The following is a 16,814-nucleotide window of genomic DNA, read 5'->3' on the forward strand; positions in this document are numbered from 1 at the left end:
GACGATCCGGATTGCCTGCCTTGCCGATGTCGACGATCACCGCTGCCGCGTCACCCGTGAATTCCCCTCGCCGTGTACTGCTGGCCAGCCTGATCGGCACGACCATCGAGTTCTTCGACTTCTACATCTACGCCACCGCCGCGGTGCTGGTGTTCCCGCATCTGTTCTTCCCGGAAAGCAGTGACCAGGCCGCGCTGCTGCAATCCCTGGCCACGTTCGCCGTGGCGTTCATCGCGCGGCCGGTGGGGTCGGCGGTATTCGGCCACTTCGGCGACCGCATCGGCCGCAAGGCCACCCTGGTCGCGGCATTGCTCACCATGGGACTGTCGACTGTCGCAATCGGCCTGCTGCCGACCCATGCGCAGATCGGGCTGTGGGCTCCGGCGCTGCTGGCGCTGTGCCGGTTCGGCCAGGGGCTGGGGCTGGGCGGCGAGTGGGGCGGGGCGGTGCTGCTGGCAACCGAGAACGCACCACCGGGCAAGCGCGCGTGGTACGGCATGTTCCCGCAGCTGGGCGCGCCGCTCGGTTTCCTGCTGTCGGCAGGCATCTTCCTGGTGCTGGGCCGAAGCATGGGGCAGGACGACTTCCTGCAGTGGGGCTGGCGTGTTCCGTTCGTGGCCAGCGCATTGCTGGTCGGGCTGGGCCTGTGGGTGCGCCTGAACATCCATGAGACGCCGGACTTCCAGAAGGCACTGGAACGCAGAGCGCCGGTGCGGCTGCCGATGTGGACGGTGCTGCGCGACCATCCCGTGCCGATGCTGCTGGGTACGCTGGGCGCATTCGCCACCTTCGTGCTGTTCTATCTGATGACGGTATTCAGCCTGGGCCATGGCACGGCGGTACTCGGTTACAGCCGCGAGCAGTTCCTGCTGATGCAGATGGCCGCCATGCTGTTCTTCGCGCTGGGCATCCCGCTGTCGGCGCGCTACGGCGACCGTTGGGGCACCCGCCGGACGATGATCGTGGCCAGCCTGCTGATCCTGGGCTTCGGCCTGCTGTTTGCGCCGTTGTTCCAGCCCGGCAGCCCGTGGCTGGTGCTGGGCTTCCTGTGCCTGGGTCTGTTCCTGATGGGCCTGACCTATGGCCCCTGCGGCACATTCCTGGCCGAGATCTATCCGGTCGAAGTGCGCTATACCGGCGCATCGCTGTCGTTCAATCTGGCCGGCATTCTCGGCGCGGCGCCCGCTCCGTACCTGGCGACCTGGCTGGCCGAGCGCTTCGGCCTGGTCGCGGTCGGCTACTACCTGTGCCTGACCGCGGTTGCGACGTTGGCCGCGCTGGTGGCACTGCAGCGTCGCGTGCGCTGATCAGCCGAAGATCCGCTTGAGCGTGCGGCCCAGCCAGCCCCCGCCCTGGTGTTCACGGGTGAACTGGTTCAGATGTGACTTGACCTGTTCGGCGTAGGCCTGGTCGTCGCCGCGGATGTGGTTGAACAGCCAGCGCGAGAGCATCGTGCGCAGCTCGTCGCTGATGTCCTCGCCGGCCTGGAACCGCAGCCGGTACTCGGCCACGCGCTTGATGAAGACCTCATGCACGCGCTTGTGGGCAGCGCAGAACGGATAGCCCGCTTCCTCCATCAGCTCTTCTTCGAACGCGAAGTGCGACATGGTGTAATCAACCACCTCGTCGATCACTTCGCCGACAGCAGCACGCTGCATGCTGGCCTGGGCCACATGCAGGTGATTGAGCATCTCGATGATGCGGCGGTGTTGTTGGTCGATCACATCGATGCCGATGTTCAGATCGTCCTGCCAGACCAGTAATGCCATCCCCGGCTCCCCTTCATGCGTGATGTCGGGGCCGACTGTAGGGCTGCTGCCGGCAGGCAGCGTTGATCTGGATCAAAGCGGATCGATCAGGGCAGGGCGGGCTCGCGCGGACGCAGCGGGCTGCCCATGGTGGTGCAGCTGACCCGGTTGCGGCCACCGGCCTTGGCCAGGTACAGCTGACGGTCGGCCTCGGAAATCAGGCGATGCAGCGCATCGCGCTGCGGGCGGAGGCAGCACAGGCCGATGCTGACGGTCATGCGCAGTGTGGCGGTGCCGATATCCACTTCCAGCGCCGCGATGCGCTGGCGGAGTTCCTCGAAGTAGAGCATTGCCTCGTCCTGCTCCATGTCCGGCACCAGCAGGCAGAACTCCTCGCCGCCGAAGCGCGCGATCAAGTCCTGGCTGCGCGCATGCACGGCCACCGCCCCGGCCACGGCACGCAGGGCGTCATCGCCGGCCTCATGGCCGTGCGTATCGTTGATGTGCTTGAAGTGATCGATGTCGATCATCGCCACCGCCACGCTCTGGCCATGGGTCTGCAGCTGGGGCAGCTGGCGCTGGCTCTGTTCCAGGAAGCAGCGGCGGTTGGGCAGGCCGGTCAGGAAGTCCCGGGTGGCCAGATCCTGCAGGGTGCCGATCAGCTCCAGCTGGTCCACGTTCTGCGACACGCGGCAGAAGAATTCCTCGCGCGAGAAGGGCTTGCGCAGGAAGTCGTTGGCGCCGTTCTTCAGGAAGCGCGGAATCAGTGATGCGTCGGTATTGCCGGAAATGCCGATCACCGCCACCTTGTCGCGCGAGCGCAGGGTGCGCAGGCGGCGGGTGAATTCCACGCCCTGCATGCCGGGCATCTCCTGGTCGACCACCGCCAGCCGGATCGCAGGATGGGACTCGATCGCCGCCAGGCCTTCATTGCCATCGGCAGCCTCGTACACTTCGTGGCCGTACATGCGCAGCAGCGCGGCCGCATAGCCGCGTGCCGAGGGCGAATCGTCCACCACCAGCGCGGCGATGCGACGGTTGCGTTCCAGGCGCTGCACCAGCCACACCAGATAGTCGATGCTGCCGGGCGTGTTCTTCAGGACGTAGTCGATGATCTGCTGCTGCAGCACGCGCTTGCGCAGATCCTCGTCATACACGCCACTGACCACCACGGTGGGCAGATCGCGTTTCAGGAAGAATTCGACCACCGCGTCCCTGTCGCCATCGGCCAGAACCAGGCCGGTCAGGACCAGGAACCAGCCGCCGCTCTCATTGAGCAGGCGGTCGGCCTCGGCCAGGGTGGAAGCGACCACGACGGGCAGCTCCAGGCGCTGTTCGATCGCCTCGCGCAGCATGCCGGTGAAGGCACGGGAGTTTTCGACCAGCAGGATCCGCTGCGGAAGCGGATCGGCGAGGTCGCCATCGACGGCGGCCTGCGGCAGGACGGGCATGATGCGGAGGCTCACGTCAGGGAAGTCTTGGCACGGGTAGCGGCGGTTTCGGCCGTAACTTTAGTGGTGGTACCGCATGCGTTGTCATCGCGTGAACGCCGGCCGACACGTTCAGTGTCGGGGCCCGACGAGCGGAGTGGCGGAAGTTCTGCTCGTGGCGCTGGTGCTGGATGATGGTTATGCTGGCTGCGCCACCCTGCCGGCGGCCTGAGGTTGACTCCGTCCGGCTGAGGCAGCCCGCAAGCGAGGCCGAGAGCCCATCCAGTCATGGGGTGGCGAAGTGAGTTTGCCTGGCGTTGTCCAACCGAACACGGGGGTGAGTGTGAATTTCTCTGGTCTGCGTTTTTTGATGCCTGCAATGACTCTGTTGTCCGCACCTGCCGTCGCCGAGGCGGCATGCTGCCCGAGTGACGACAACGGAACACATATGGCTCAGGCGGGGCTTGGTGAGTCCCGTCCAGCAGCGACGAATCTGAGTGCAGATCCGAACTGGCTGGTGTATGGGTTCGAGCGTGAGGGAATCAACTATTATCAGGTGAATGACCTCTCCGGACAGGTCCTGCTGATAATCGGCAAGGTTGACACCACGTTCTGGACGCTCCCGGCCGGCAAAAGTCCGATTACCGTGTCATTGCCGTCGCAGCGGCTGGCATTGCCGGAAAAGTCCCAGCGGCATGTGGTACTCAGGCAAGCCGAGTTCTCGCTGGTCGTCTATGGTGCTGGTAGCAACGCAACGTGGGCGATCGAACTGCCGGCTACGAGTCGCTGAAGCATGATCTTTTCCTTGATCGAGGCGGATGAGTGAGAGTCAGGTGATGTCGGCGCGAGCAATCCACGCTGCATGCGTGCTGCCGTGGGTTGCACCCGTGGCCGTTTCCTGCAGTAGCACTCTTACGCGGTTTTGACGTGTCTGCACTTTACCGCCATAGGCCAGTGCACGTGAACTCAGGCGCTCGACGATCAGTTTTGCGGTTTCCAGCGACAAGTGGCGATCTCTGTCCAACAGAGATGCACTGATCAGGATGCCCTGTTGACCATGCAGGCTGCCGCAGCGTGCTTGGATCTGGATCTGCCCCCGTTCGTGTTTGAGCAGCAGTGCGACCGTTTCGGTAAGGGTTCGATAGGCAGCAAGCTGCAGTGCAATGCTCAGCCTGCAGGGGTCGCCCGTCATGCGGGGGAGCGCAACCCTGCTGGTCCGGTCCCAGTTTTCGCTGATGCCGCTGACCTGCAGGGCAACATACAACCCGACCTGCTCGACTTCGGTTGGATACACCAGGCTTGTGAGTTCACGGAACTGGCGTGAATGTGTCGTCGAGGTGTGCAGCAGATCCATTGCAGGTGCATGGTGTCCGTGCATTTTCAGAAGATCGGCAGTCTGGTTCAGTGATTTCTCGACGCCGTCTGCGATCTTCCTGAGATCAAGCGCCCGCTGCCTCAGATCGAGTTCGCTGGCCATATGAGCAGTTCTCGAAAGTCTGGCCGTCTGACTCCCATCCAGATCATGGCGCGCATGCTGATGATAGTGCTGAGTGATGCGGGAACCGAGTAGAAGAAGCGCCGTCCCTGCAACGGCAATGAGCTGCTGCATCATGAATGTTCGCTGGTCGAACGAACCAGGCAGTCCTGATGCTGGTGTTGTCATTGCAATCACTATGTTCAACAGCGGAACACCCACAGCGGCTCCTCGCCAGCCATGGATGCAGGTCAAGGCAACAACCGGCAAAGCCATCACCAGTTGCAGGGATGTCTTGGTGGCATCTGGGAGCTCGACACCCGAGGCCATGAATGCGCCCAGCGATATCAGTAGTGTCAATGCGGCTACGGTAGGCGCGTGCTTCCAAAACTTCCACTCGTACAGTGACCGGCGCCGGATCCAGAGCAGTGCGAGTGGGGCGACAGTCAGTATTGCGATGTAATCACCGAGCACGAAGCGGACAGCTCGTGTCGCAAATGGCACGGAAGACGGGTTCTCGGAGAGCAGGTGGGCCAAGCCCAGTTTCAATGCGGTGGCGATGAGCGCGGCGGAAACCGCCATCGAGAGAAGCCAGCCCTCCGTTGTCGCGGTCATGAATCTGCGATGCGCCCGCACGACCAAGGCTACCGCTGGCATGAGGAACACGGAGCCCAGGATCACCCAAGCCAGCCCATACTTCCCGATGAGTGGATATCGCATCTGGGCAAAGTAAGCGTATTCGCCAAGCAGCAGATAGGGCCAAAGGCGCGGAGGGCAGAGCAGCAGCGCAGCGACCCGTATGCCTGCCGGCAGGTAAAACTGGTCGAGCGAGACCTGACGAGCGGCCCAGCACGTGACGGCGTACATCCCAGCGATGAAAAGTCCGATGGGGCGTATCCGGAAGCTCAGCTCGACATCGTTCTTCCACCAGTTCAATCCCAAGCCTCCCTTGCTCGTACCATGGTGGCGTTCCATCCACTCTGGACGTCTACACCTCTGGCGACAGTATCGGCAGATTCCCGCCTACGCAATCGGATCTCTTCTTCGTTACCTGGCTCTTTGCCGCCGACACCAGTTCAGCACTGCTGCGAATTAGTGACATCCATCGCGCTTTGACTGGCAATTCTGTGTCAGGTTGCAGATTGCCGACCTTGGTCGAACGGCCACGGCGCATCTGGATGGTGTGCTGCCAGAGGGGCCTGCGGATAGGTGGCCAGCCCATCCAGCAAGGCGATCCGGATCCTGTTTTTCTGAACATCGACGACCCCGGAATAGGCGACGATCCGGCCCAATAGCTGTGAACTGACCAGTTCCTGAGTCTGTTGCGAAAGCGCATGGTGAGGATCGACAAGAGCGGCGGAAATCAGTACTCCGTGCATCTGTCTGAAGACGCCGCACCTGATGCGCACGGATATCTGACCGGGCTCATACCTGAGCAGCAACGATACGGCCTCCACCACGGTCCGGTATGCGGCCAGCTGCAGATCCACTCCCAACTGACATGGGTCGCCCGTCAGCCGGGGCTGCGTAACCCGGTGCGTATTGTCCCATGCCTCCCGCACGCCACCTGCACGAAGAGCGACGTAAAGCCCGAGACGCTCCAGGGCGGATGGGTAGATCATGCTCGCCTGCGCGCGGAGTTGGCGCGAATGGACTTCTGATGTGTGGCTCAGGCTGTTGGCGACAGCGTGGTGCCCTTGCGCGTGCAGCCAGTTCACCATCTCGTTGAGCGACAGGTCCATCCCCTCGCCCAGCCTGCGCAGGTGCGCCGCTCGCTCTCGCAGATCCATTTCGCTGGCCATGTGCGTACTGCGGGCCAGTTTCATCGAGTTTCTGCCGTCTTCCTCACGCAGCCGATGCTGGCTCTGGAAATGCGTGATGCGCGCACCCAGCAACAACAGGGCGACGCTGGCGATGGCCATGGCCTGCTGGGTGGCAAAGGTCGCCTGATCGAATGATGCGGGGTGGTCAGAAGGGGTGCTCAGACCAAGAATCATGTTCACTGCGGCGACACCGACGGCCGCCCCGCGCCATCCCAGCAGGCAGGTCAGGGCGATTGCGGGAATAGGCAGGATCAACAACAACTGCAGCGAGCCAGGGGCCGTGATCGAGGCGGGTACCGGCGTCGCCTGCAGGCCAATGACCAGCATGGCTACTAGTGCTCCGACTGTGGCCGCAACGGACCGGGGTGTCCATTGTTCCTCGGCGCGACGGATCCAGAGCAGCGCGAGTGGCGCCAGGATGAGGATCCCAGTGAAGTCGCCCAGCGCATAGCGCATTACGTTGGTGATAAACGACGCGTTATGCAGCGGCTCCCAGAGCAGGTACGAGATTCCGAGGTTGAGCAGGCTGATGATCGTCGCGGCACAGACCGCGATCGAGATCACGCCGAGGACCGTGGTGCGCGCAAGCAACTTCCGGTGCATGCGTACGATCAGCATCACTGCCGGCATGAGAAATGCCGAGGCCAGAAGCACCCATGCCAACCCGTATTTTTCGAGCAGCGGAATCCGCAGATGGGCGAAGTAGGCGTACTCGCCCAGCAACAGGTAAGGCCACAGGCGCGGTGGACAGAGCAGCAAGGCGGCCACACGCACACCTGCCGGCAGGTAGAACTGGTCTACCGAAAGTTTGCGCGTGGCCACGCAGGCGACGGCATAGATGAGCATCAGCACCAGTCCCTGGGGACTGATCCGGATGTTCACCGGTAGACCTTCCTTCCACCACTGCATCCACGTGCTCCCCCTGCTCCTGTGCAGATTATGCAAACAATCGGTGTGAAGGGATCAAGTCGCGCTGCCGTGGAGTCCCGTCAAGGGCGCTGATATCGTCACCACAACGCATCCCGCAGCCTGTACCACGACATCGCAGCCACCAGCAGCGGCATGCGCAGCAGGCGCCCGCCCGGGAACGGCGCGTGCTTCAGGCGCTGGAACACGTCGAGGCGCTCGCTCTGGCCGGCGATTGCCGCGGCGATCACGTCACCCGCAAGGCCGGCTGCCGCCACGCCGTGGCCGGAGAATCCCTGCGCGAAGTACAGATTGCCGTCCAGCCGTCCCCAATGCGGGGCGCGGTTGCGGGTGATGTCGACATAGCCGCCCCAGACCTGATCGAGAGCGACGTCGGCCAGCTGCGGAAAAACCGCGTGCATGCGTCGCTGCATCACTCCGCGCAGCCCGGGCGGCGGTAGCGCCGAGTAGCTGGCGCGGCCCCCGAACAGCAGACGGTGGTCGTGGCTCAGGCGGAAATAGTCCAGCGCCCAGGCAGTGTCTGCTACTGCCATGTCATTACGGATCAGGGCGCGGGCCCGTTCTGGGCCGAGGCACGCACTGGCACCGATATAGGTGCCTACCGGCATGATGCGGTGCTCCAGCACTGGCAGCAGGCCCTGCAGCCAGGCATTGCCTGCGATCACCAGATGCGCGGCGCTGACGCTGCCGTGCGCGGTGTGCAGGGCCGGGCGAGGCCCGCGCTGCACGCGGGTGACCGCAGAGTTCTCGTGGATGACCACCCCGGCCGCGCGCGCTGCGTCGGCCAGGCCGCGCGCATACGCCAGGGGGTGCAGGTGTGCGCTGAGTGGATCGAACATGGCCGCGCGATAGCGCGGGCTGTCCAGCTGCCCACGCAGTGTCTGCCGATCCCACCACTGCATCGGGTAATCGTAATGCTGTTGCAGGTGCTCGCAGTGGGCACGCAGCTCGCGCTCGTGGCGGGCACGGATGGCGACGCTGGCGTGGCCCTCACGCCAATGGCAGTCGATGCCGTAGCGGTCGATGCGGGTGCGCATGGCCTGCACGGCGTCACGTGACCAGTCGAACAGATGGCGGGCATCGTCCCGGCCCAGCTGCCGTTCCAGTTCGTCCACCTCGCAGCCATAGCCCACCAGCGCTTGGCCACCGTTGCGACCGGACGCGCCCCAGCCGATCCGCTGGGCGTCCAGCAGGACCACGTGCTGGCCGCGTGAGGCCAGTTCCAGCGCCGCCGTCAGGCCCGTGTAGCCTGCACCGAGCACTGCGACATCGGCCTGCACGTCGCCCTGCAACGGAGGCAGGGCGGCCGGCTCCGGCAGGCTGGCGGCATACCAGCTGGCTGGAAAGGCGGACGTCACTGCGGGCCTCGCGGGCGCAGGGTGGGAAGACGGGGCGGAGGAGGTTGATCGGCGTTCACGCCCCCAGTTTCGCCGATACTTGGCACCTCGCGCGTGATGGCGACGACTTGCCGCACTCGCGCACCTGCGGGTAACGTGTCTGCACGCCAAGGAGTTTCCCCATGCGTCGCCTGCCCTGGGTGGGCCTGCCCACCGACAGTACGGTGCTTGGCCATCATCGCTTTGCGGTGGCCGGCGAGAAGTATGTCCGCGCCCTGGCCGAGGCGGCGGAGGTCACGCCGCTGGTGCTGCCCAGCCTGCAGCCGCCGCTGCCGGCGCGCGATTGGCTGCAGGGCCTCGACGGTCTGCTGCTGACCGGTGCGGTCAGTAACATCGAGCCGCAGCATTACGACGGTGGCCGCAGCTGGCCCGGCAATGCGCATGATCCTGCGCGCGATGCCAATGCCTTCGCACTGCTGGACGAGGCGCTGGCGATGGACCTGCCGGTGCTGGCGATCTGCCGTGGCTTCCAGGAATTGAACGTCGCCCTGGGAGGCAGCCTGCATCCACAGGTCCATCGGGTACCCGGGCTGGCCGATCATCGCGAAGATCCGCAGGCACCCGTGGACGTGCAGTACGGGCCGTCCCACGCGGTCACACTGGTGGCGGATGGGTGGCTGGCGGACTGGCACGGCGAGGGGAGGGTGCAGGTCAATTCGGTGCACGGCCAGGGCATTGCCCGCCTGGCCAGCGGCCTGCAGGTCGAGGCCCGCGCCGATGACGGGCTGGTCGAGGCGGCACGCAGCCCGCGCCACCGCTTCGTGCTCGGCGTACAGTGGCACCCGGAGTGGCGCGTCATGCAGGCGCCGTTCTATCACGCTATTTTCCGTGCGTTCGGCCAAGCTTGCCGGCAGCATCAACAGAACCAACTGGATTCCCGATGAGTTCCCGAACGCGCCCGCGCAAGACGGCAACGCCCCCCGCACCGCAGGAGAGCAGCCTGCTGCGCTGGCTGAAGGAGCGGCGTATCACCGAAGTCGAATGCCTGGTGCCCGACATCACCGGCAACGCGCGCGGCAAGATCATTCCCGCCGATAAGTTCTCGCACGACTACGGTACCCGCCTGCCCGAGGGCATCTTCGCCACGACTGTCACCGGCGAGTTTCCGGATGACTACTACGAACTGACCTCGCCGTCGGACTCGGACATGATGCTGCGCCCGGATCCGGATACCGTGCGCATGGTGCCGTGGGCCGCCGATGCCACCGCGCAGATCATCCATGACTGCTACACCAAGAATGGCGAGCCGCATGAGCTGGCGCCGCGCAATGTGCTGCGTCGCGTGCTGGCGGCCTACGCCGAGCTGGGCCTGCGCCCGGTGGTGGCGCCGGAACTGGAGTTCTTCCTGGTGCAGAAGAACACCGACCCGGATTTCCCACTGCTGCCGCCTGCCGGCCGCTCTGGTCGCCCGGAAACAGCGCGGCAGTCGTATTCGATCGATGCGGTCAACGAGTTCGATCCCATCCTCGACCTGATGTACGACTACGCCGATGCCATGAAGCTGGACGTGGACACGCTGATCCACGAATCCGGCGCGGCACAGCTGGAAGTCAACTTCACCCACGCCGATGCGATGGATCTGGCCGACCAGGTTTTCCTGTTCAAGCGCACCATGCGCGAGGCGGCGATGCGCCACGGCGTGTACGCCACTTTCCTGGCCAAGCCGATGGAGAACGAACCGGGCAGCGCCATGCACATCCACCAGAGCCTGGTGCGGGTGAGCGATGGCAGCAACGTGTTCGCCGGTGAGACCGATGCCGAAGGCGAGTTCAGCCCGGTGTTCGGCCATTATCTTGGGGGGCTGCAGAAGTATGCGCCGCAGGCGATGGCGTTCTTCGCGCCGAACGTCAATTCCTATCGCCGGCTGGTGTTCGGCGAGGTGTCGCCGAGCAACGTGCACTGGGGCTTCGACAACCGCACCTGCGGCCTGCGCGTGCCGCTGGATACACCGGAGAACATGCGGGTGGAGAGCCGATTCGCGGGCTCCGACGCCAATCCCTACCTGGCGATGGCCGCCACCCTGGCCTGTGGCCTGCTCGGCATCCGCGAGCGGCTGGCGCCGGACGCGCCGGTCACCGGCAGCGCCAAGGAGCTGGGCTACAACCTGCCGCGCTCGCTGGGCGAAGCGCTGGACGGGCTTGAGCGCTGCGGCGAACTGCAGGCGCTGCTGGGCGAGCGCTTCTGCCGGGCCTACATCTCGGTCAAGCGCAAGGAGTACGAGACCTTCTTCCGTGTCATCAGCTCGTGGGAGCGCGAGTTCCTGCTGCTGAACGTGTGAAAGCGTGGAATAGAAAAATCCGCCGCCGGGGGGTAGGCTGGCATCCGTCGCCGGCCCGAGCCGGCCCCCCTCCCCGCATTCTGGAGCACCCGATGAAGCTGCGTATCCTCACGCTCGGCCTGGCCTCCGCCATGCTCGCCGCCTGTGGCGGTGGCAACGGTGGCAGTCAGGACAGCCAGGTCCTGAACGTCTACAACTACAGCGATTACATTGCCGAGGACACCATCCCGACCTTCGAGAAGGAAACCGGGATCAAGGTGACCTACGACGTGTTCGACAGCGATGAGATGGTCGAGACCAAGCTGCTGGCCGGCAACAGCGGCTACGACGTGGTGGTGCCGACGCTGAACTTCTTCGGCCGGCAGATCCAGGCGGGCGTGTTCCTGCCGCTGGACAAGAGCAAGATCCCGAACCTGGCCAATCTGGACCCGGCGGTGATGAAGCGCATCGCCACCCAGGATCCGGACAACCGCTACGGCGTGCCGTACATGGTCGGCACCACCGGCATCGGCTACAACGTGGACATGCTGAAGGAGCGTTTCGGCGGCAGCACCGACATCGCCAACAGCTGGGACCTGGTGTTCAAGCCGGAGAACATCAGCAAGATGAAGGACTGCGGCGTGACCATCCTGGACACGCCGGCCGACATGATCCCGATCGCACTGCACTATCTGGGCCTGGACCCGCACAGCGGCGATCCGGCCGAGCTGCAGAAGGCGGCCGACCTGTTGAAGTCGATCCGCCCGTACGTGCAGAACTTCCACTCCTCGCAGTACGTCGGTTCGCTGGCCAACGGCGGCACCTGCCTGGTGGTCGGCTGGTCGGGTGACATCATCCAGGCCCGCGACCGCGCCGAGGAGGCCAGCAACGGCGTGCATGTCGCCTATTCGATTCCGAAGGAAGGCGCACCGCAGTGGTTCGACATGCTGGCGATCCCGAAGGACGCCAAGCATCCGGAAGCCGCTTACAAGTTCATCAATTACCTGCTGGAGCCGAAGGTCGCTGCGGCCAATACCAACTTCATCCACTACGCCAACCCGGTGCCGACCGCGACCCCGCTGGTGGACGAGGCGATCCGTACCGACCCGACCATCTACCCGCCGGCCGATGTGGCCGCGAAGATGTTCACCTATTCGATCAACACCCCGGAGACGGACAAGCTGTACACCCGTCTGTGGACCGAGGTGAAGACCGGCAGGTGAGATGACGATGGCGCCGGCGCCGGGCCATGCCCGGCGGGTGCGGGCAGACGTCAGCGCACAGGAAACGGAGGCCAATGGCCTCCGTTTCTTTTTCACCTTGCCTCCGCATCGCTTCCCCTACCGTCCCGTATGGCACCGACCACCGCCTTCAGACAATGACCGAACAGCCCCAGCGCGCCGACGCCGCCCCTGACGAAACGCCTTCCACCGAGGACAAGCCTTCGCCGCTGAAGAACCCCAAGGTCCGCTGGACGCTGGCCATCATCGGCGTCGTCGTGGTCATCGCCCTGGTTGCCTGGCTGATCTACCACCTGCTGGTCGGCCGCTACCTGCAGGACACCAACAACGCCTATCTGCAGGCCGACGCTGTCGCGGTCGCTCCGCGCATCAACGGTTACGTCACCGAAGTGCTGGTGCAGGACAACCAGTGGGTCAAGGCTGGCGAACCGCTGCTGCGCATCGACCCGCGCACCTACCGTGCCACGCTGGACCAGGCCGAGGCCGTGATCGCCGTGCGCGAAGCCGACATCGCCGCTGCCGCCGCTGGGGTGCAGGGCCAGCAGTCCAGCCTGCTGCAGGCACGGACCCAGCTCACCGCGGCCGCCGCCTCGCTGCGTTTCGGCCGGTCAGAGCTGGCGCGCTTCACCCCGCTGGCGGCCAGTGGTGCAGACACCCATGAACACGTTGAAAGCCTGCGCCACGATGTCGAGCGCGCCCAGGCCCAGTACGATGCGGCCAAGGCACAGATCCAGGGCGCGCAGAGCCAGATCGAAGCCAGCCAGGCCCAGCTCGAGCAGGCCCAGGCCGGACTGAAGCAGGCGCAGGCCGACGCTGCGCAGGCCAGAGTGGCGTTTGAGGACACCGAGCTGCGCGCGCGCATCGATGGCCGTGTCGGCAACAAGACCGTGCAGGTCGGCCAGTTTGTTGCTGCCGGTACCCGCACCATGACCATCGTGCCGGTTGCTTCGCTGTACCTCGTTGCCAACTTCAAGGAAACCCAGGTGGGGCTGATGCGCGCCGGCCAGGCGGCCGAAATCAAGGTCGATGCGTTGCCAGGCACCCCATTGCGCGGCACGGTGGAGAGCATTTCGCCGGGTACCGGCTCGCAGTTCGCGCTGCTGCCGCCACAGAACGCCACCGGCAACTTCACCAAGGTCGTGCAGCGCGTGCCGGTGCGCATCCGGGTGGACGCCGGTGCCGAAGCACGCAAGGTGCTGGTGCCGGGCATGTCGGTGGAAGTGACCGTCGATACCCGCAATGCAAAGGATGCGCGCGAGCGCACCCAGGACGAGGCCGAGGCCATGGCCGCGCCGGCGCGATGAACGCCACCCGTGCCCATGCAGCACCTGTCGCCGGAGGCAAGGCGGATGCTGCGGCCTGGCTGGCCGTGGCGGCCGGCACCATCGGTTCGTTCATGGCTACGCTGGACATCTCCATCGTCAACGCTGCGTTGCCCACCATTCAGGGCGAAGTGGGTGCCAGCGGCACCGAAGGCACCTGGATCTCCACAGCCTTCCTGGTCTCGGAAATCGTGATGATTCCGCTGACCGGCTGGTTCGTGCGCACGCTGGGCCTGCGCACTTTCCTGCTGATCTGCGCCACGCTGTTCACTGCGTTCTCGGTGATGTGCGGCCTGGCCGATTCGTTGCCGATGATGATCGCCGGACGGGTAGGGCAGGGTTTTGCCGGTGGTGCGCTGATCCCGACCGCGCTGACCATCGTCGGCACGCGGCTGCCGCCGAAGCAGCAGCCTCTGGGCACGGCGCTGTTCGGCATGACCGTCATCCTGGGCCCGGTGATCGGCCCCTTGCTGGGCGGCTGGTTGACCGAGAACGTCAGCTGGCACTACGCGTTCTTCATCAACGTGCCGATCTGCGCCGGCCTGGTTGCCCTGCTGCTGCTCGGCCTTCCGCATGAAACGTCTGATTGGGGTGGGCTGCTGCGCGCAGACTGGCTGGGCATCGTCGGCATGACCGCCGGCCTGTCCGCGCTTACCGTGGTGCTGGAAGACGGCCAGCGCGAGCGCTGGTTCGAATCGACGATGATCGTGGTTCTCAGCATCGTCTCGGTGCTGGGCTTCGCGCTGCTCGCGCTTTCGCAGTTCACCAGCAAGGCGCCGGTCATCCGCCTCAACATCCTGTTCCAGCGCAGTTTCGGCGCAGTGTTCGTGATGGTGATGGCGGTGGGCATGATCCTGTTCGGGGTCATGTACATGATCCCGCAGTTCCTGGCGATCATCGCCGGCTACAACACCGAGCAGGCCGGCTATGTGCTGCTGCTGGCCGGCCTGCCGACCATCCTGCTGATGCCGTTGATGCCGAAGATGCTGGAAACGGTCGACGTACGCATCATGGTGTTCGGCGGCATGCTGTGCTTCGCCGCTGCCTGCTTCGTCAATCTGGGGCTGACTCCGGACAGCATCGGCCCGCACTTCGTCATAGGCCAGCTGCTGCAGGGCTGTGGGCTGGCGCTGGCGATGATGGCGTTGAACCAGGCGGCCATCACCTCGGTGCCGCGCGAGTACACCAGCGATGCGTCCGGCCTGTTCAACGCCGCGCGCAATCTCGGCGGCTCGATCGGGCTGGCCATCATTTCCACTTTCCAGGAACGCCGCACCACCCTGCACATCGATGCGATCGGCAGCAGCGTTACCGCAAACTCGACCATCGCCCAGGACGCGCTGCATGCCTACGGCCAGCAGCTGGGCGACGCCACCCAGGCGATGGCCGTGCTGGCGCAGACGGTGCAGATGCAGGCGATGGTGATGGCCTACAACGACCTGTTCTGGATCTTCGGCCTGATCGTGGTGGCCACCCTGCCGCTGGTCTTCCTGCTCAAGCCCCTGCCCAAGGGCGTTCCATTGGCGATGCACTGATGACTTCGACGACCTTGCCCGTTTCCCTCCTTCTGCGCCGGCTGTGCCCGGCCACCCTGCCGCTGCTGCTGGCGGGCTGCATGGTGGGGCCGGATTACGTGAAACCGGACGTGGCCACGGTCGCTACCGCGCAGGCGCAGCTCCCACGCGCGGCGCAGGCCGGCGTGCAGCCCGCCAGCCCGCCCAGCCAGTGGTGGCGCGCGCTCAACGATCCGCTGCTGGACCAGCTGGTGGACGAAGCGCTGCGCAACAGCCCCAACCTGCGCGCCGCCCAGGCCAAGCTGCTGGCCTCGCGCGCGCTGCAGCGACAGCGCCGCGCCGAGCAGCTGCCCAGCGTGGGCGCGGCGGCGGGCTACGCCAACATCAAGGCACCGGATTCGCTGGAAAACAGCGTGCGCGGTCTGGGCGAGAACATCGCCGGCGTGGCCGAGGCCAACGGCCGTCCGCAGGAGGCGGCGCAGCTGCGCCAGCAGTTCGCCGATATCGATCTGGACACCGAGCTGTACGTGGCCGGCTTCGACGCCAGTTGGGAACTGGACCTGCTCGGCCGCCGACGCCGCGCGGCCGAGCAGGCCGCCGCCGAAGCCGAGGCCAACGCCGCAGCACTGGCCGATGCGCAGGTGCAGCTTGCCGCGGAACTGACCCAGGTCTACCTCGGCTACCGCAGCAGCCGCGAGCGTATCGCCCTGGCCGAGCACAACCTCCGAGCCGCCGATGAAAGCCTGCAGCTGACCCGTCAGCGCCGCCAACGCGGTGCGGATTCGGACCTGCAGGTGGAGCGCGCGCAGGCCCAGCTGCAACAGCAGCAGGCTGCGCTGCCGCCGCTACAGGCACAGGCCGACGAAGCCCGTGATGTGCTGGCCCTGATGGTAGGCCGCGAGCCGGGGGCGCTGGATGCGCGGTTGGCGGCAGACCAGCCGCTGCCGGTGCTGCCGGCCAGCGTCCCGGTGGACGATGCGGGCGCGTTGATCCAGCGCCGGCCGGATGTGCGCAAGGCTGAGCGCGAGCTGGCGGCATCCTCGGCGCAGATCGGCCAGGCGATCTCGGCGTATTTTCCGCAGGTGACCCTGCTGGGCAGCATCGGCGCGGGCGCCACCTCGGTTTCCGACCTGGGGCGGGATTCAGCCGCCACCATCGTCGCCCCGTTCCTGCGCTGGTCGCTGTTCGACTTCGGCGTGAACAAGGCCCGTGTGGCCCAGGCTCGGGCCGGCAATGAGGCCCGGTTGGCGGCCTACGAGGGCACGGTGCTGGCTGCACTGCAGGATGCCAACACCGCGTTGGCGCGCTTCGGTGCGGCCCGGCAGCAACTGCAGGCCAGTGTCCGCGCCGAGGCTTCGGCGGACCATTCGCTGGCGTTGATGAGCCAGCGTCGACAGGCGGGTGCCACCTCGCAGATCGATCTGCTGGACGTGCAGCGCCAGCGGCTGCAGGCGCAGGATGCCGCCGCCCAGGCGCGGCTGCAGTTGCTGGTGCGGTACGTGGCGCTGCAGAAGAGCCTGGGGCTGGGCTGGCAGGAGGCGCCGCCGGTGGCTGTTCGCTGATCCTCTCCGCCGGGGGGGGGGCCGCCGGACCCGGCCGCCGCCCAGGCGGGTGGGCCCGGCGCCAGCCCGCGGCGCACCCGCCCGCGGCGGACAACCGCGATCACAGAAGCACCCCCGCG

At 65.6% G+C, this 16,814-nt stretch carries 13 protein-coding genes; 8 read left to right on the forward strand and 5 right to left on the reverse strand.

The features are described from left to right. Nucleotides 1-26 precede the first annotated feature (26 nt). The gene (locus ACVOME_RS15690) at nucleotides 27-1,307 is read left to right on the forward strand and encodes an MFS transporter (RefSeq protein WP_481505267.1); all 1,281 of its coding nucleotides are present in this window, start codon (nucleotides 27-29) and stop codon (nucleotides 1,305-1,307) included. Here the strand turns inward: ACVOME_RS15690 and ACVOME_RS15695 are convergent, their stop codons facing one another. Both ACVOME_RS15695 and ACVOME_RS15700 read right to left on the reverse strand, forming a co-directional pair. Further along, nucleotides 1,308-1,769, reverse strand: a complete 462-nt coding sequence (locus ACVOME_RS15695) for a bacteriohemerythrin (RefSeq protein ID WP_053516564.1) — start codon at nucleotides 1,767-1,769, stop codon at nucleotides 1,308-1,310. An 86-nt stretch (nucleotides 1,770-1,855) separates the two neighbouring features. Continuing rightward, entirely contained in the window at nucleotides 1,856-3,199 is a 1,344-nt protein-coding gene (locus tag ACVOME_RS15700; RefSeq protein ID WP_111185685.1) for a diguanylate cyclase, read from the reverse strand. Between the two features lie 358 nt (nucleotides 3,200-3,557). On the opposite strand from ACVOME_RS15700, the gene ACVOME_RS15705 reads away from it, so the two are divergent. After that, a complete protein-coding gene (locus ACVOME_RS15705; protein WP_227255205.1) occupies nucleotides 3,558-3,968 on the forward strand; it encodes a hypothetical protein in 411 nt (136 codons plus the stop codon). A gap of 39 nt (nucleotides 3,969-4,007) precedes the next feature. On the opposite strand, the gene ACVOME_RS15710 is transcribed toward ACVOME_RS15705, so the two are convergent. The 3 genes from ACVOME_RS15710 to ACVOME_RS15720 all read right to left on the reverse strand — a co-directional run bounded on the left by ACVOME_RS15710 (nucleotide 4,008) and on the right by ACVOME_RS15720 (nucleotide 8,760). After that, nucleotides 4,008-5,588 carry an MASE1 domain-containing protein gene (locus tag ACVOME_RS15710; protein WP_065176206.1) on the reverse strand — a complete coding sequence of 527 codons (1,581 nt, stop codon included), beginning with the start codon at nucleotides 5,586-5,588 and terminating at the stop codon, nucleotides 4,008-4,010. Between the two features lie 194 nt (nucleotides 5,589-5,782). Then, complete coding sequence (locus tag ACVOME_RS15715; RefSeq protein WP_481505268.1) at nucleotides 5,783-7,384, reverse strand: MASE1 domain-containing protein; 1,602 nt, start codon at nucleotides 7,382-7,384, stop codon at nucleotides 5,783-5,785. Nucleotides 7,385-7,482: 98 nt separating this feature from the next. After that, on the reverse strand, nucleotides 7,483-8,760 hold the full coding sequence (locus ACVOME_RS15720) for an NAD(P)/FAD-dependent oxidoreductase (protein WP_262218342.1): 1,278 nt from the start codon (nucleotides 8,758-8,760) through the stop codon (nucleotides 7,483-7,485). A gap of 161 nt (nucleotides 8,761-8,921) precedes the next feature. On the opposite strand from ACVOME_RS15720, the gene ACVOME_RS15725 reads away from it, so the two are divergent. From ACVOME_RS15725 to ACVOME_RS15750, 6 genes are all read left to right on the forward strand, one after another. Further along, a complete protein-coding gene (locus tag ACVOME_RS15725; protein ID WP_065176208.1) occupies nucleotides 8,922-9,683 on the forward strand; it encodes a gamma-glutamyl-gamma-aminobutyrate hydrolase family protein in 762 nt (253 codons plus the stop codon). After that, the gene (locus ACVOME_RS15730; RefSeq protein ID WP_065181214.1) at nucleotides 9,680-11,077 is read left to right on the forward strand and encodes a glutamine synthetase family protein; all 1,398 of its coding nucleotides are present in this window, start codon (nucleotides 9,680-9,682) and stop codon (nucleotides 11,075-11,077) included. The genes ACVOME_RS15725 and ACVOME_RS15730 overlap by 4 nt, the downstream gene beginning before the upstream one ends. 92 nt (nucleotides 11,078-11,169) lie before the next feature. Beyond that, on the forward strand, nucleotides 11,170-12,279 hold the full coding sequence (locus ACVOME_RS15735) for a polyamine ABC transporter substrate-binding protein (protein WP_065176209.1): 1,110 nt from the start codon (nucleotides 11,170-11,172) through the stop codon (nucleotides 12,277-12,279). Between the two features lie 155 nt (nucleotides 12,280-12,434). Continuing rightward, nucleotides 12,435-13,601, forward strand: coding sequence for an HlyD family secretion protein (locus ACVOME_RS15740; RefSeq protein WP_065176210.1), 1,167 nt, complete (start codon nucleotides 12,435-12,437; stop codon nucleotides 13,599-13,601). Further along, on the forward strand, nucleotides 13,598-15,154 hold the full coding sequence (locus ACVOME_RS15745) for a DHA2 family efflux MFS transporter permease subunit (protein ID WP_053516574.1): 1,557 nt from the start codon (nucleotides 13,598-13,600) through the stop codon (nucleotides 15,152-15,154). Before ACVOME_RS15740 ends, ACVOME_RS15745 begins: the two co-directional genes overlap by 4 nt. Next, nucleotides 15,154-16,695 carry an efflux transporter outer membrane subunit gene (locus ACVOME_RS15750; protein ID WP_481505269.1) on the forward strand — a complete coding sequence of 514 codons (1,542 nt, stop codon included), beginning with the start codon at nucleotides 15,154-15,156 and terminating at the stop codon, nucleotides 16,693-16,695. Before ACVOME_RS15745 ends, ACVOME_RS15750 begins: the two co-directional genes overlap by 1 nt. Nucleotides 16,696-16,814: the final 119 nt, after the last annotated feature.

The organism is Stenotrophomonas sp. STEN008, from assembly GCF_056760435.1.